Annotated in this window: 15 protein-coding genes and 1 riboswitch; of the genes, 9 read left to right on the forward strand and 6 right to left on the reverse strand. The window is 40.4% G+C overall.

The window, feature by feature from the left end:
* Positions 1–430 precede the first annotated feature (430 nt).
* Positions 431–2,020, forward strand: a complete 1,590-nt coding sequence (purH, locus tag ABN256_RS17880) for a bifunctional phosphoribosylaminoimidazolecarboxamide formyltransferase/IMP cyclohydrolase (RefSeq protein WP_196554934.1) — start codon at positions 431–433, stop codon at positions 2,018–2,020.
* 12 nt (positions 2,021–2,032) lie between these two features.
* Positions 2,033–3,322, forward strand: a complete 1,290-nt coding sequence (purD, locus tag ABN256_RS17885) for a phosphoribosylamine--glycine ligase (protein ID WP_340894147.1) — start codon at positions 2,033–2,035, stop codon at positions 3,320–3,322.
* Between the two features lie 27 nt (positions 3,323–3,349).
* On the opposite strand, the gene ABN256_RS17890 is transcribed toward purD, so the two are convergent.
* The 6 genes from ABN256_RS17890 to nudC form a co-directional block, all read right to left on the reverse strand.
* Positions 3,350–4,012 carry a DUF1481 domain-containing protein gene (locus ABN256_RS17890; protein ID WP_231619350.1) on the reverse strand — a complete coding sequence of 221 codons (663 nt, stop codon included), beginning with the start codon at positions 4,010–4,012 and terminating at the stop codon, positions 3,350–3,352.
* Between the two features lie 44 nt (positions 4,013–4,056).
* Positions 4,057–4,329, reverse strand: coding sequence for a non-specific DNA-binding protein Hbs (gene hbs / locus ABN256_RS17895; RefSeq protein WP_004246922.1), 273 nt, complete (start codon positions 4,327–4,329; stop codon positions 4,057–4,059).
* A gap of 190 nt (positions 4,330–4,519) precedes the next feature.
* Entirely contained in the window at positions 4,520–5,110 is a 591-nt protein-coding gene (locus tag ABN256_RS17900; protein ID WP_072071056.1) for a YjaG family protein, read from the reverse strand.
* A 74-nt stretch (positions 5,111–5,184) separates the two neighbouring features.
* Positions 5,185–5,853, reverse strand: coding sequence for a deoxyribonuclease V (gene nfi / locus ABN256_RS17905; RefSeq protein WP_196554937.1), 669 nt, complete (start codon positions 5,851–5,853; stop codon positions 5,185–5,187).
* The gene (gene hemE / locus ABN256_RS17910) at positions 5,846–6,919 is read right to left on the reverse strand and encodes a uroporphyrinogen decarboxylase (protein ID WP_196554938.1); all 1,074 of its coding nucleotides are present in this window, start codon (positions 6,917–6,919) and stop codon (positions 5,846–5,848) included. The genes nfi and hemE overlap by 8 nt, the downstream gene beginning before the upstream one ends.
* A gap of 88 nt (positions 6,920–7,007) precedes the next feature.
* On the reverse strand, positions 7,008–7,793 hold the full coding sequence (nudC, locus tag ABN256_RS17915) for an NAD(+) diphosphatase (RefSeq protein ID WP_196554939.1): 786 nt from the start codon (positions 7,791–7,793) through the stop codon (positions 7,008–7,010).
* Between the two features lie 147 nt (positions 7,794–7,940).
* On the opposite strand from nudC, the gene ABN256_RS17920 reads away from it, so the two are divergent.
* From ABN256_RS17920 to thiH, 7 genes are all read left to right on the forward strand, one after another.
* Positions 7,941–8,621 (forward strand): HAD family hydrolase, encoded by a 681-nt coding sequence (locus ABN256_RS17920; RefSeq protein ID WP_349439851.1) that lies wholly within the window; start codon positions 7,941–7,943, stop codon positions 8,619–8,621.
* Positions 8,622–8,665: 44 nt separating this feature from the next.
* Positions 8,666–8,788, forward strand: a riboswitch (TPP riboswitch).
* A gap of 130 nt (positions 8,789–8,918) precedes the next feature.
* Entirely contained in the window at positions 8,919–10,871 is a 1,953-nt protein-coding gene (gene thiC, locus ABN256_RS17925) for a phosphomethylpyrimidine synthase ThiC (protein ID WP_197269807.1), read from the forward strand.
* The gene (thiE, locus tag ABN256_RS17930; protein WP_196554942.1) at positions 10,855–11,502 is read left to right on the forward strand and encodes a thiamine phosphate synthase; all 648 of its coding nucleotides are present in this window, start codon (positions 10,855–10,857) and stop codon (positions 11,500–11,502) included. Before thiC ends, thiE begins: the two co-directional genes overlap by 17 nt.
* A complete protein-coding gene (locus tag ABN256_RS17935; RefSeq protein WP_072071061.1) occupies positions 11,496–12,245 on the forward strand; it encodes a HesA/MoeB/ThiF family protein in 750 nt (249 codons plus the stop codon). The genes thiE and ABN256_RS17935 overlap by 7 nt, the downstream gene beginning before the upstream one ends.
* Entirely contained in the window at positions 12,242–12,442 is a 201-nt protein-coding gene (gene thiS, locus ABN256_RS17940) for a sulfur carrier protein ThiS (protein ID WP_072071062.1), read from the forward strand. Before ABN256_RS17935 ends, thiS begins: the two co-directional genes overlap by 4 nt.
* 1 nt (position 12,443) lies before the next feature.
* Entirely contained in the window at positions 12,444–13,211 is a 768-nt protein-coding gene (locus ABN256_RS17945) for a thiazole synthase (RefSeq protein WP_197269806.1), read from the forward strand.
* Positions 13,211–14,329: a 2-iminoacetate synthase ThiH gene (thiH, locus tag ABN256_RS17950; RefSeq protein ID WP_196554944.1), complete on the forward strand. Its 1,119-nt coding sequence runs from the start codon at positions 13,211–13,213 to the stop codon at positions 14,327–14,329. Before ABN256_RS17945 ends, thiH begins: the two co-directional genes overlap by 1 nt.
* The last annotated feature ends 37 nt before the right edge of the window (positions 14,330–14,366 follow it).

The following is a 14,366-nucleotide window of genomic DNA, read 5'->3' on the forward strand; positions in this document are numbered from 1 at the left end:
GTTGTTGCGAGGAGGTGCATTCTACATCTTCCTCATTCAGTGTCAAGCGTTTATTTTCAAGGCTTTTCACTTTTTTTTCTTTGTTCTCTCGGCTAACTCACTTAGCGTGGTTTGCCGTGACAACGAGGACGCATTATAGGGAGTTTTGTGAAGCTGGCAATAGTTTTTTTAAGAAAAAAAATCGTTTGCTTAATTCCACAGCAAAACCCCTACTTATACGCACTTATCAACAATTTTATCCACAGAGTGTCTTTTTACATAAAATTAGCATGTCAAACGCAAACGTTTGCGTTATTATAGCGAACGATTTAGTAAGATTGATTTTGTGTTTAACTTCTGAAATGTTAGTTAGGCAAACACAATTTCACTGTATTAATGTGTTTTAACTTCTCCATTACTACCGTTATATCAAACCCAAGGGATAAAACTCATGCAACATCTTCGTCCTATCCGCCGTGCACTTTTAAGTGTGTCTGATAAAGCAGGTATTTTAGAATTCGCAAAAGCACTTGCTGAAAGGAATGTAGAACTCTTATCAACCGGTGGGACTGCACGTCTATTAGCAGAAGCTGGCTTACCGGTTACTGAAGTATCCGATTATACCGGTTTTCCAGAAATGATGGATGGTAGAGTGAAAACACTGCATCCCAAAGTACATGGTGGAATTTTAGGTCGCCGCGGGCAAGACGATGCAATAATGGAAGAACATGAGATCCGTCCTATCGATATGGTCGTAGTGAACCTTTATCCTTTTGCCAAAACAGTTGCTCTCCCAAATTGCTCATTAGCAGATGCAGTGGAGAATATCGATATTGGTGGACCTACAATGGTTCGCTCAGCAGCAAAAAACCATAAAGATGTTACCATTGTCGTTAATTGTAATGACTATGAAAGAGTGATTGAAGAAATGGATAATCACGAAAATAGTCTTACTTTAGATACACGTTTTGATTTAGCAATTAAAGCCTTTGAGCACACTGCTGCTTACGACGGAATGATTGCAAACTACTTTGGTCAGAAAGTCGCTCCTTATTATGGTGACACTTCACAACCTTCAGGTACATTCCCTCGTACTCTAAATCTGAACTATATAAAGAAACAAGATATGCGTTATGGTGAGAATGCGCATCAACAAGCTGCTTTTTATATAGAAGAGCATATAGAAGAAGCGTCTATTGCGACTGCAACCCAATTACAAGGCAAAGCGCTTTCTTATAACAACATTGCAGATACAGATGCCGCATTAGAATGTGTAAAATCTTTTTCCGATCCAGCATGTGTTATCGTGAAACATGCAAACCCTTGTGGTGTTGCTATTGCGAATACGCTCGCACAAGCATATGACAATGCATTTAAAACCGATCCCACTTCTGCATTTGGCGGTATTATCGCTTTTAATCGTCCACTAGATGTAAAAACCGCAAGTGCAATCATCGAACGACAATTTGTCGAAGTGATAATTGCTCCTTCTATTAATGAAGATGCTTTACCTATTTTAGCAACTAAACCTAATGTTCGGGTATTAGCCTGTGGTCAATGGCAAGAAGCAAAACCTGCTTTTGACTTCAAACGAGTCAACGGTGGGCTTTTAGTACAAGATCGTGATTTAGGCATGGTTAAAGAAGAAAACTTAAGAGTAGTTACTCAACGCCAGCCAAGTGAACGCGAAATGAAAGATGCACTGTTTTGCTGGAAAGTAGCAAAATTCGTAAAATCAAATGCCATTGTTTACGCTAAAAATGATATGACAGTCGGTATTGGCGCAGGACAAATGAGCCGGGTGTATTCTGCAAAAATTGCTGGCATAAAAGCTGCTGATGAAGGTTTAGAAGTTGCTGGTTGCGCGATGGCATCAGATGCATTCTTCCCATTTAGAGATGGCATTGATGCGGCAGCACTTGCCGGCGTAACTTGCGTTATTCAACCTGGTGGTTCAATTCGTGATGATGAAGTGATTGCTGCTGCCAATGAACACAACATCGCAATGATTTTCACCAATATGCGTCACTTCCGTCATTAATAGGGTATTGATATGAAGATTTTGATTATTGGTAATGGTGGTCGTGAACATGCTTTAGCTTGGAAAGTGGTTCAATCGCCACTTTCCACACAGGTCTTTGTTGCACCGGGTAATGCAGGAACGGCACTAGAGCAAGGTGTACAAAATGTAGCAATCAGCGCGACTGATATTCCAGCATTAGTCACTTTTGCGCTTGAGAATAAAATTGATTTAACGATTGTTGGTCCTGAAGCACCACTTGTTATTGGTGTTGTTGATGCTTTTAAAGATGCAGGATTAACCATTTTTGGCCCTACACAAGGCGCTGCACAACTCGAAGGATCTAAAGCCTTTACTAAAGACTTCTTAGCTCGCCATAAAATTCCAACCGCGAATTATCAAAACTTTACTGAAATAGCCCCTGCACTGGAATATTTACATAAGATGGGTGCGCCTATTGTTATTAAAGCTGATGGCTTAGCAGCAGGTAAAGGTGTGATCGTCGCCATGACGCTAGCAGAAGCAGAAGCGGCAATTAGGGATATGCTAGCAGGTAATGTCTTTGGTGATGCAGGACATCGTATTGTTATTGAGGAGTTTCTTGATGGTGAAGAAGCAAGTTTTATTGTCATGGTGGATGGTGAAAATGTTATCCCTATGGCAACAAGCCAAGATCATAAACGTGTTGGCGATGGCGATACGGGGCCTAACACTGGTGGTATGGGCGCGTATTCACCAGCTCCTGTCGTCACCAATGAGATCCACCAGCAAGTGATGGAAAAAATTATTTATCCAACGGTAAAAGGTATGGCTGCTGAAGGGCATCGTTATCAGGGTTTTCTTTATGCTGGATTGATGATTGATAAACAAGGTATTGCAAAAGTTATCGAATTTAACTGTCGCTTTGGTGATCCTGAAACACAACCAATTATGATGCGTATGCAGTCAGATTTAGTTGAACTCTGTTTAGCGGGTGCTAATGGTAATTTAAAAGGGAAAGATTCTGTTTGGGATCCTCGCCCTGCTTTAGGTATCGTCATTGCCGCAGGTGGTTACCCTAATGATTATCATCAAGGTGATGTGATTGAAGGTTTGAGCACAACATCATCAGCAACTGCTAAAGTTTTTCAGGCTGGAACAACTCTGAATAATAAAGGTGAAGTAATTACAGCTGGCGGAAGAGTTTTATGTGCGACGGCATTAGGTGATGATATCGAGCAAGCACAAAAAAATGCTTATGCTTTAGCAGAAGGTATTCATTGGAATGGAAGTTTTTATCGCCATGATATCGGCTATCGTGCGATTGCGCGTTTAAATAAGTAAGTGACTAAATACAGCAGAAGGGAGTGATCACAAGCTCTCTTTTGTTGGCTCCCATTTACAGAAATCATGGTCGGCTACCATAAGCAACTGTTTACCTTCTGGTGAATCAAGCCAAGCAACATAAGAAGGCTTACTTAAATTACGTGTTCTCGTTTTTAACCAGCGTTGCTCTGGATCTTCGAATGAAACACTCACTTTCTCACCAGCACATGTTGTCATTGTATTTTGATACCAAACACCTTGTACTAAGTTTACTTTTCCAATAGTAAGCGCTTCACTGATTTCACGCTCTTTACTTGCAGCAAACACCATTCTTAAACGCTCATCTTCTGTTAATGCTCGTTTTTGCTTCTGGCTTTCCTGTTGCATGAAAATGACTTCATCACGTTTATTTAAACGAAGGTGCCAAGATGAGGGATCATTTTGATTGACCACTTCAGAGCGGACTTGCCAAAGCTTATTTTGGCGATACTCATAGAATGTGATGATTGTTTCTGGCTTTTTATAAAAGCTATAAACGCTCATGATCACTTGAGGCTCTGACATTTTATTATTTAAACGCCAGAGTCGCACAACACCTTCGTCTGCAATATATCCTGTTGCAGAAAATTCTGGGAGTTGTACTGTCGAGGAGCAGGCGCTGAGCAAAAAAGCTGATCCTATTGCTAACAGCCCCTGTCGTTTCAACAAAAGGGGAGTAAATCCCCCTCTATTGTTCATTCCGTTCAAAGGAATTATTTTACTGCGTCTTTCAGTGCTTTACCGGCAGTAAATGCAGGAACATTAGCTGCTGCAATTTTAATTTCTTTACCAGTTTGAGGGTTACGACCAGTACGCTCAGCACGGTGATTTACCTTGAATGTACCGAAACCAACTAACTGTACAGAATCGCCTTCTTTCAGAGCTCCTGTTACTGAGTCGATAAACGCTTCAATAGCAGCTTTTGCCTGAGTTTTTGTCAGATCCGCTTTTTCAGCAACTGATTCGGTTAATTCAGCTTTGTTCATAAAATAGTCCTTAAAGTATGTTTTATCGTTTGAAAAACATCTGGTGAAAAAACTTAACTTATCTTTTTAAGAAGATGAATTAAGTAAAACACCTGAGCCACTTCTTTTCGTACCCAATGTAGAACATACACGGGGGTGATGTGAAGTCTTTAAACGTCGCTTTTCAAGCACTAAATCACGTTTTTCTGATTTAGTGCGTTAATTCTATACCGATATTGCTCATTCCTGCTTCACGAAGGTCTGCACGTAGACCTTTAATCAGCTCGATATCTCTTTCTTCACACTCTACAAGTAGGCGGTAAATTTCCCATTGGATATCGAATTCTTCAATAACAACAGGCAGTGATCTTAGCTCTTCTTCGCTCATTTCTCTTTCTGCTTGTGTCATTTCAAGTGAAGCAACCGTCCCTACTGATAATTTGCTGACTTCAATAGCATGACTTAGCGATTCACCACTTAAACGGGAGTGAACAACTTCACTCAAGGCGACACAGGCATCAATCGCAGGATAGACACCGTAAATATCAAATTGAGATGCGTCAGGAATAGCTTCTTCTAATTTCTCTAATTGAGAATCAAAATTCACTTTTGCATCTTTCACCGTTAAAGTTTCCCAAACCAGATCGAGAATACGGCGATAAAGCGTTGGATCAGCAAATCCTGTTTCGCGACAAAATACCTGATAATTTGGGTACATTCGCTCACACAGGCACGCCATAAACGTCAGGTGTTGCCAAGCTTCTAGCTTTTCTAAACGTAAATGGATTGGGTTCTTCAACATTCGTGATTACTCATTTTCTTAACTTAGGCGCAGTTTACCTGAAAATTAAAAATATCCACATATTTCCCGGTCATTTAGAGCTTATTCTTATTCAACTGCTCAAATAATCGCCTATTTGAAGCAATACCATCAGCCCAACGCGTTGGTTCTGGCAATCGATACCCTTTCATACACAACTCAACCCACTGCAAAGCGCCTTCCATACTCACTTTATGACCCGGGGAAATATACAGGGGTTTGCATTTTTTCTTACTGCGATAAATCCATCCTATTTGCTCATTCTTATCCATTAATGGCTCATGGCTTCCCATCTCTTCATTAACCGCTCGATCAGTACCACATAAACGACTTTTTGCTACGCCAATAGTAGGCGTGTCCACTAATAAACCAAAATGACTGGCAACACCGAGCCTTCTAGGATGAGCAATACCTTGCCCATCGACAAAAATAAGAGAAGGTTTCTGTTTGATTAATTGCCAAGCAGACAGTAACGCTGGGCACTCTCTAAATGAAAGTAAACCTGGGATGTAAGGAAGATTTGTAGGTATTCGCGCGATTTGGTATTCAAGAATTTCAAAAGAAGGGTAATGCATTATCACGATGGCGGCGCGAGTAACTGCGCCACCATCTTCAAAACCAACATCAGCGCCAGCAATATAAGTAGGCATTGTAAATTGGTCTGTCAAAATAATTTGTTGAGCTTTTTCTGTCTGCTCCTGACGCAATTGTGAGGTATTAATCATTATCCTGATGATAAGGCTTCGATAAACGGTGAACCGCATCAATAAATGCACCAGCATGCTCTGGTGGAACATCTTGATGAATACCGTGCCCAAGATTAAAGACATGACCGTTACCTTTACCAAACCCAGCAAGAATAGTTTCGACCTCTTGCTCTATTCTGGCTGGCGGCGCATACAGCATAGAAGGATCCATATTACCTTGTAAGGCGACTTTATCCCCTACTCGACGACGTGCATCTTCGATATCTATCGTCCAATCTAACCCTAATGCATCACAACCTGTTGCTGCCATTGCTTCTAACCAACGACCGCCACCTTTGGTAAATAAGGTTACAGGAACTTTTCTTCCATCGTATTCGCGAATAAGACCATCAACAATCTTATGCATGTAGTGTAATGAAAAAAGTTGGTAATCACGCCCTGTTAGTACACCACCCCATGTATCAAAGATCATGATAGATTGTGCACCCGCTTTAATTTGAGCATTCAGATAAAGGATAACGCTATCTGCGAGTTTATCCAGTAATAGATGTAGTGCTTGAGGCTCTGCATACATCATTTTTTTTATTTTTGTGAAGGCCTTACTACTTCCACCTTCTACCATATAGGTTGCTAACGTCCAAGGACTTCCCGAAAAACCGATTAATGGCACACTGCCTTGCAATGCATGACGAATTGCACGTACTGCATTCATTACATAGCCAAGTTCGTCTTCAGGATCAGGAATTGGTAGCTTTTGAATATCGGTAAGGCTATTTATTGGGGACTTAAAACGAGGTCCTTCACCAGTTTCAAAGTAAAGGCCTAGTCCCATTGCATCAGGAATAGTTAAAATATCAGAAAATAAAATAGCGGCATCTAAAGGGAAGCGTCTTAAAGGCTGCAATGTCACTTCGCATGCCAATTCTGTATTTTTGCACAATGAGATGAAATCCCCCGCCTGTGCCCGTGTTTCCTTATATTCAGGAAGATATCTGCCTGCCTGACGCATCATCCAAACTGGGGTGACATCAACAGGTTGGCGCAACAGCGCACGTAAATAGCGGTCGTTTTTCAACTCACTCATGACTAACTCCATTAACAGTAATAGGGCCGCAAAATAGCATGCATTGTAACATGCTGGAAAAATAACTGTTGGCTGACAACGCCTTTATTTAGTTCTTTTCTTTATCTTGTCTAATATTCGCTATCGTATCTTCTATCAAGCGTCGCGCAATAGTATCTGGAGGTGGGATCTGTGGTAGCTGATCATAACGATACCAAGCCGCACTGGTTAATTCTGAAGGATCATGGCGCAATTCTCCTCCATCATAATCAGCCAAAAAACCCATCATTAAAGAATGAGGGAATGGCCAAGGTTGAGATGATACGTAACGAATATTACGAATACGAATATTGCTTTCTTCAAACACTTCGCGAGCGACGGCTTCTTCTAAGGTTTCACCAACCTCCACAAAACCAGCGAGCACAGTATAAAGAGGGGAATGTTTATGCCTAACATGATGTGCGAGTAAAATCTTATCTTCATGCCGAATACCTACAATAATACAAGGGGCAATTTGTGGGTAATAGCGTTCATGGCAGTTATCGCATAAACAAGCCCATTCGCTCTCACTATGGCGCATTTTAGAACCACAATAACCACAAAAACGATGAGAACGATAAAATTCTGCTAACTGAACACCGCGACCCACGAGTTTAAATAAATTCTCATCTTGTGAGGCGATAAGCCTCGGCGAACACATGTCGTTATCCATTTTTCCATGAATAAGCCAAACAGTTTCACCCTGCCACTCACCAACAATTTTGGCCTGTTGACCAACTAAATCCCAATCCTTTGCAAAACCAAAAGGGAGTTCACCTTTAGGTAACCACACTCGCCCACCAAGGCTGACTGTCCACCAGCCTTTCTCTGATCCCGCTAACGTATATAAATGCATAATGATAAATCTATCCAAAATAATGATATAGAATTAAGGATACTCTCTTTAGTAAGAGCCACTCAATGAATTATATCTATCTTCTATAATTCATTAACATTTAGCCATCATAATTATAAATAAAACTAATAAATAAAGGGCAATGAGATGATAAGTAAAAATAGAGATCAGCTTGCTGTTTTTGATTTGGATGAAACATTATTAGCGGGTGATTCTAGCCGTTTATGGACACGGTATTTGTGGGAAAATAAAAGAGTCACTGATCCTGCTTTTTTACAACTTGATGAGCAAATGATCGCCGACTACTATGCGGGTAAGCTCGATATGAGTCAATATCTTAACCAGCACTTATCCCATTACAAGAAATATAATATAGAAGAGATAAATCAATGGATTATTGATTTTACTAAAACAATAATAAAACCTTTACTCTATCCTCAAGATATCTCGATTATTGCCCAATACCAACAAAAAAATATCCCTGTTATTATTATTTCTGCTACCGTATCTTTTCTTGTTCAAGCTATTGCGAAACAACTTAATGCCGATGTTTCAATGGGTATTGATATGCAAATTAAAGATAACCATTATACAGGGTACATTGAAGGAATACCGACATTTAGAGAAGGGAAAGTCATACGTTTAAACCAATGGAGAACTGAAAATAACATTAAAAATAGTTATATTAACTTCTATACTGACTCTATTAATGATCTCCCCTTATGTTATCAAGCTGATAACGTCATTACAGTTAATGCCGATCAGCAATTAGCGCAAATTTCAGCAGAAAAAGGTTGGAAACAATGCCATTGGGATTTAAATAAATAACCCATATCGGACTTGTAGTTTTTAAAATCTTTCATATACTGGACATCTTCTTGTCGGAGTGCCTAGTGTTTATAAGGCTATTATAAACACAGGCTGAGACCGTTAATTCGGGATCCGCGGAACCTGATCGGGTTAATACCCGCGAAGGGAACAAGAGTGATTCGACCTTTTGATAGCTTCATCCCGTATATTTTTTATACGCCTATCTGTCGATACTCCCTGCGACCTCCAGACAAGCATTTTTCTCAATATTCACCCAACAGGCTACAGCCTGCATGATATTTATTAGGAAATGCTATGTCCCAAAATCAAACATTATCTGTTAAAGATATTTCACCAACGCCCCACAAATCACGTCCACGAAAAGAACAACGTGATGCTGCTCAAGCGTTTATTAGCACAATCCAAGGTGTGAGTTTTCCTAACTCAAAACGTATTTACCTTGAAGGCTCTCGTACCGATATTCAAGTACCAATGCGTGAGATCCAGCTTGATAAAACATTGATAGGCGGATCAAAAGAAAACCCTATTTTTGAAGATAATGAACCTGTTCCGGTATATGACACTTCTGGCCCTTATGGCGACCCAGCTTCTCAACTCGACGTTAATCTTGGATTAAAAAAAATTCGCCAATCATGGATTGATGAGCGTAATGATACCGAAGCACTTTCACTCTTAAGCTCTGATTTCACACAACAACGCCTTTCTGATGCCGGATTAGAGCATCTACGTTTTCCGTTAAAACCCAACCCTAAAAAAGCCCTAAAGAGTAAAAGTGTGACGCAATTGCATTATGCTCGAAAAGGTATTATCACACCTGAAATGGAGTTTATTGCTATTCGTGAAAATATGGGCCGTGAACGTATTCGAAGCAAAGTATTACGCCAACAACATGCAGGCTTTAGCTTTGGTGCTCATCTCCCTGACAATATTACTCCTGAATTTGTACGCCAAGAAGTTGCAGCTGGTCGAGCCATTATTCCCGCCAATATTAACCACCCAGAATCAGAGCCGATGATTATTGGTCGTAATTTCTTAGTGAAAGTGAATGCCAATATCGGAAATTCTTCTGTAACGTCTTCAATTGAAGAAGAAGTTGAAAAGCTAATTTGGTCTACACGTTGGGGGGCAGATACCGTAATGGATCTCTCAACAGGCCGTTACATTCATGAAACGCGTGAGTGGATCATTCGCAATAGCCCTGTTCCTATTGGCACAGTTCCAATCTATCAAGCACTTGAGAAAGTTAACGGTATTGCAGAAGATCTCACTTGGGAAATGTTCCGCGATACTTTACTTGAGCAAGCAGAGCAAGGTGTTGATTACTTTACTATTCATGCAGGTGTATTGTTACGTTATGTTCCGATGACCGCAAAACGCCTAACGGGTATTGTCTCTCGTGGTGGTTCGATAATGGCGAAATGGTGTCTATCACATCACAAAGAAAATTTCCTCTACGAACATTTCCGTGAAATCTGCGAAATTTGTACCGCTTATGATGTTTCCCTTTCATTGGGCGATGGGTTAAGACCTGGCTCTATCCAAGATGCAAACGATGAAGCACAATTTGCTGAGTTACATACTTTAGGTGAACTAACAAAAATCGCATGGGAATATGACGTGCAAGTCATGATTGAAGGCCCCGGTCACGTTCCAATGCAGATGATCCGCCGTAATATGACAGAAGAGCTAGAGCATTGTCATGAAGCTCCCTTTTATACATTAGGCCCTCTCACAACAGATATTGCACCGGGTTACGATCATTTTACTTCAGGTATTGGTGCAGCAATGATTGGCTGGTTTGGTTGTGCTATGCTCTGTTATGTCACCCCGAAAGAACACCTAGGCTTACCAAATAAAGACGATGTAAAACAAGGCTTAATTACTTATAAAATTGCGGCTCATGCTGCCGATTTAGCCAAAGGGCATCCTGGTGCTCAAATCCGTGATAATGCTATGTCAAAAGCGCGTTTTGAATTTAGATGGGAAGATCAATTCAATTTAGCGCTTGATCCTGAAACAGCACGCCAATATCACGATGAAACCCTTCCTCAAGCATCAGGAAAAGTGGCTCACTTTTGCTCAATGTGTGGTCCTAAATTCTGTTCAATGAAGATAACGCAAGAAGTCCGTGACTATGCGGCAGGAATGGAGCAAATGTCACAAGCGTTTAAAGAGCATGGAAGCGAGTTGTACCATAGTGCAGACATTACCAATGTCGAGGTAACTGAAAATGAACAGATCCTCTAACGCCGCCTTTGCACCGACAGAAAAAAAACTGGGACTTTACCCCGTTGTTGATTCTATTGAATGGATAGAACGCCTATTAAAAACAGGCGTTACCACTCTTCAATTGCGTATAAAAGATAAACAGCCAAAAGACGTTGAAAAAGAGATCATCGAAGCAATAAAACTAGGTAAACAATATCACGCAAGACTGTTTATCAATGATTATTGGCAACTCGCCATTAATCATCAGGCTTATGGTGTTCATCTTGGTCAAGAAGATCTTGATGTTGCTGATCTTGGTGCCATTAAACAAGCTGGATTACGGCTGGGTATTTCTACTCACGACGAAGCTGAATTACAAAGAGCAAAGATGTTGCGCCCATCTTACATCGCATTAGGGCATATATTTCCAACCACAACGAAAGATATGCCATCTAAACCACAAGGTTTGAAGGCGCTCAAACATCAAGTAGAACAGACACCTGATTTTCCCACTGTTGCTATTGGTGGGATCTCGCTAGAGAGAGTCTCTGATGTGGTTGCAACAGGCGTAGGGAGTGTTGCTTTAGTCAGTGCAATAACAAAAGCATCTGATTGGCAAAAAGTAACTCGTAAATTATTAGAATTAGTTGAAGGAAAATCGTCATGCTAAATGATAATGATTTTATGCGTTATAGCCGACAAGTGATGTTAGAAGATATTGGTATCGAGGGCCAAAACAAACTTCAACAAGCAAAGGTACTGATTGTCGGGCTTGGTGGGTTAGGCTCTCCAGCATCAATGTATCTCGCGGGGGCAGGTATTGGTGAGCTTATTTTAGTTGATGATGATGAATTACATATTTCTAATCTACAGCGCCAAATTCTTTATCGCACTCAAGATATCCCTGATGCGAAATCAGAGGTTGCAAAGCAGGCTTTGCTTGCCTTAAATCCAGATATAAAAGTGACTTCTTATAAACAACGTATTAATGATGATTCATTACTTAAATTAGTTAAAGAAGTTGATTTAGTTTTAGATTGCACAGATAACATGCTTACACGCCAAGCCATTAATCGTGCGTGTGTTGCACAACAAATTCCACTTATTAGTGGGAGTGCCGTTGGGTTTAGTGGCCAACTTATGGTGTTTGAACCTCCTTTTATTCATGGTTGTTATCACTGTCTTTATCCTGATGAAACTGAACCACAACGAAACTGTAAAACAGCCGGAATTCTAGGCCCTGTTGTGGGTGTTATTGGCACACTTCAGGCACTTGAAGCTATTAAGCTACTCTCTGATTTACCTAGCTCTCTAAGTGGAAAACTACGCCTTTTCGATGGTAGAAAACAAAATTGGAGCACTTTACGCTTAACATCATCAACAACATGTCCTGTTTGTCGAGGGTTAGCATGAACATTACCGTAAATGACGAACAATATTCTCTGGATATGCCTGTCACTATTAGCCAGCTCCTTATTCAGTTAGAACAGCCACCTATAGGTGTGGCACTCGCCATCAATGAAACCATTGTTCCTCGTGAAAATTGGGAAACACATTTTATTAACGATGGCGATACTATTCTTCTCTTTCAAGCAATTGCGGGGGGCTGATATGTTAAAAATTGCTGATACCACATTCACATCTAGACTTTTTACAGGCACAGGAAAATTTGCAACACCAACGCTAATGACAGAAGCCATTAAGGCTTCGGGCAGCCAACTTGTAACAATGGCAATGAAACGAGTCGATTTAAAAAAGGGACATGATGATTTAATCGCGCCACTCAAGTCATTAGGCGTAAAATTATTACCCAACACATCCGGGGCAAAAACAGCACAAGAAGCGATTTTTGCAGCGCGATTAGCTAAAGAGGCTTTTGGTACAAATTGGGTTAAATTAGAAATTCATCCTGATACTAAATATTTATTACCTGATCCTATTGAAACTCTTAAAGCTGCTGACATTCTTGTGAAGGAAGGTTTTGTTGTTTTACCCTACTGCAGTGCTGATCCTGTTTTATGTCGTCGTTTAGAAGACGTTGGTTGCGCTGCAGTAATGCCTTTGGGCTCTCCTATTGGCTCTAATCAAGGCTTACAAACTCGTGATTTTCTACGAATTATCGTCGAACAAGCCTCTATTCCTGTTGTTGTTGATGCAGGTATTGGCGCACCAAGTCATGCTCTTGAAGCTTTAGAGTTAGGTGCAGACGCGGTATTAGTTAATACGGCTATTGCAGTCTCTAAAAATCCAATTTTAATGGCCCAAGCATTTAAAACAGCGCTGGATGCTGGCGAGCTCGCTAGAAACTCAGGATTAGCAACTACCAATACACATGCACAAGCTTCTAGTCCATTAACCCAATATTTAGGGGCGTTCTAATGGACACTTTTTCTGATTATTGGCAACACCTGAATTGGGATGACATTACATTAAGACTCAATAGTAAAACCCATGCAGATGTTGAAGCCGCATTAAATCGTCACACTCTCACGCTTGATGATTTCATGGCACTCATTTCGCCAGCAGGTAGATACTATTTAGAACCAATGGCACAACGTGCTCAACAACTCACGCGACAACGTTTCGGCAATGTTGTGGGGTTGTATGTTCCACTTTACCTTTCTAATTTATGTGCTAATGATTGTACTTATTGTGGTTTTTCAATGAGTAATGCCATTAAACGTAAAACATTAAATGAAAGTGAGATCATTGCCGAATGTAATAGCATCCGCCAATTAGGGTTTGATAGCCTGCTATTAGTAACTGGTGAGCATCAAAGAAAAGTGGGTATGGATTATTTTCGCCAATATATCCCCCTTATTCGAGAAAATTTCAGTTCATTAATGATGGAAGTTCAACCTCTTGCAACAGAAGAATATGCCGAATTAAAAACACTCGGTATTGATGGTGTCATGGTTTATCAAGAAACCTATCATGAACCCACTTATCAGCTTCATCATCTAAAGGGCAAAAAACAGGATTTTCATTGGCGATTACAAACGCCAGATAGATTAGGACAAGCTGGAATTGATAAAATTGGTTTAGGTGCATTGATTGGTCTTTCAAGCCAGTGGCGTAGCGATTGTTATATGGTGGCAGAACATCTCTTATTTTTACAAAAGCGCTATTGGAAAAGCCGCTATTCAATCTCTTTTCCCCGTTTACGCCCTTGTGCTGGTGGACTAAGTCCCGCATCAGTAATGAGTGAAGCGGAATTAGTTCAATTGATCTGTGCTTTTCGTATTTTGGCACCTGATGTTGAGCTTTCACTTTCAACCCGCGAATCTCCGTATTTTCGTGATAATACAGTACCATTAGCGATAAATAATATTAGTGCGGGTTCTAAAACTCAACCTGGTGGGTATTCTGATAGTCATGAAGAATTAGAGCAATTCTCTCCTAATGATAATCGCCATGTTAATGATGTGATTAACGCATTAAAAGAACGAGGATTACAACCCGTATGGAAAGATTGGGATAATTACTTGGGCCGTTAATTAAAATTTAAACAATATAAAACCGCCTTTAGTTTAT

Origin of the sequence: Proteus sp. fly-1008, from assembly GCF_040140305.1 — a bacterium.
Classification (GTDB): Bacteria; Pseudomonadota; Gammaproteobacteria; order Enterobacterales; family Enterobacteriaceae; genus Proteus; species Proteus vulgaris_B.

What these genes read in the sequence shown, in the direction of transcription:
- purH (WP_196554934.1), top strand. Translation starts at nt 431, where the DNA reads ATGCAACATCTTCGTCCTATCCGCCGTGCACTTTTAAGTGTGTCTGAT.
- purD (WP_340894147.1), top strand. Translation starts at nt 2,033, where the DNA reads ATGAAGATTTTGATTATTGGTAATGGTGGTCGTGAACATGCTTTAGCT.
- hbs (WP_004246922.1), bottom strand. Translation starts at nt 4,329, where the DNA reads ATGAACAAAGCTGAATTAACCGAATCAGTTGCTGAAAAAGCGGATCTG.
- ABN256_RS17900 (WP_072071056.1), bottom strand. Translation starts at nt 5,110, where the DNA reads ATGTTGAAGAACCCAATCCATTTACGTTTAGAAAAGCTAGAAGCTTGG.
- nfi (WP_196554937.1), bottom strand. Translation starts at nt 5,853, where the DNA reads ATGATTAATACCTCACAATTGCGTCAGGAGCAGACAGAAAAAGCTCAA.
- hemE (WP_196554938.1), bottom strand. Translation starts at nt 6,919, where the DNA reads ATGAGTGAGTTGAAAAACGACCGCTATTTACGTGCGCTGTTGCGCCAA.
- nudC (WP_196554939.1), bottom strand. Translation starts at nt 7,793, where the DNA reads ATGCATTTATATACGTTAGCGGGATCAGAGAAAGGCTGGTGGACAGTC.
- ABN256_RS17920 (WP_349439851.1), top strand. Translation starts at nt 7,941, where the DNA reads ATGATAAGTAAAAATAGAGATCAGCTTGCTGTTTTTGATTTGGATGAA.
- thiC (WP_197269807.1), top strand. Translation starts at nt 8,919, where the DNA reads ATGTCCCAAAATCAAACATTATCTGTTAAAGATATTTCACCAACGCCC.
- thiE (WP_196554942.1), top strand. Translation starts at nt 10,855, where the DNA reads ATGAACAGATCCTCTAACGCCGCCTTTGCACCGACAGAAAAAAAACTG.
- ABN256_RS17935 (WP_072071061.1), top strand. Translation starts at nt 11,496, where the DNA reads ATGCTAAATGATAATGATTTTATGCGTTATAGCCGACAAGTGATGTTA.
- thiS (WP_072071062.1), top strand. Translation starts at nt 12,242, where the DNA reads ATGAACATTACCGTAAATGACGAACAATATTCTCTGGATATGCCTGTC.
- ABN256_RS17945 (WP_197269806.1), top strand. Translation starts at nt 12,444, where the DNA reads ATGTTAAAAATTGCTGATACCACATTCACATCTAGACTTTTTACAGGC.
- thiH (WP_196554944.1), top strand. Translation starts at nt 13,211, where the DNA reads ATGGACACTTTTTCTGATTATTGGCAACACCTGAATTGGGATGACATT.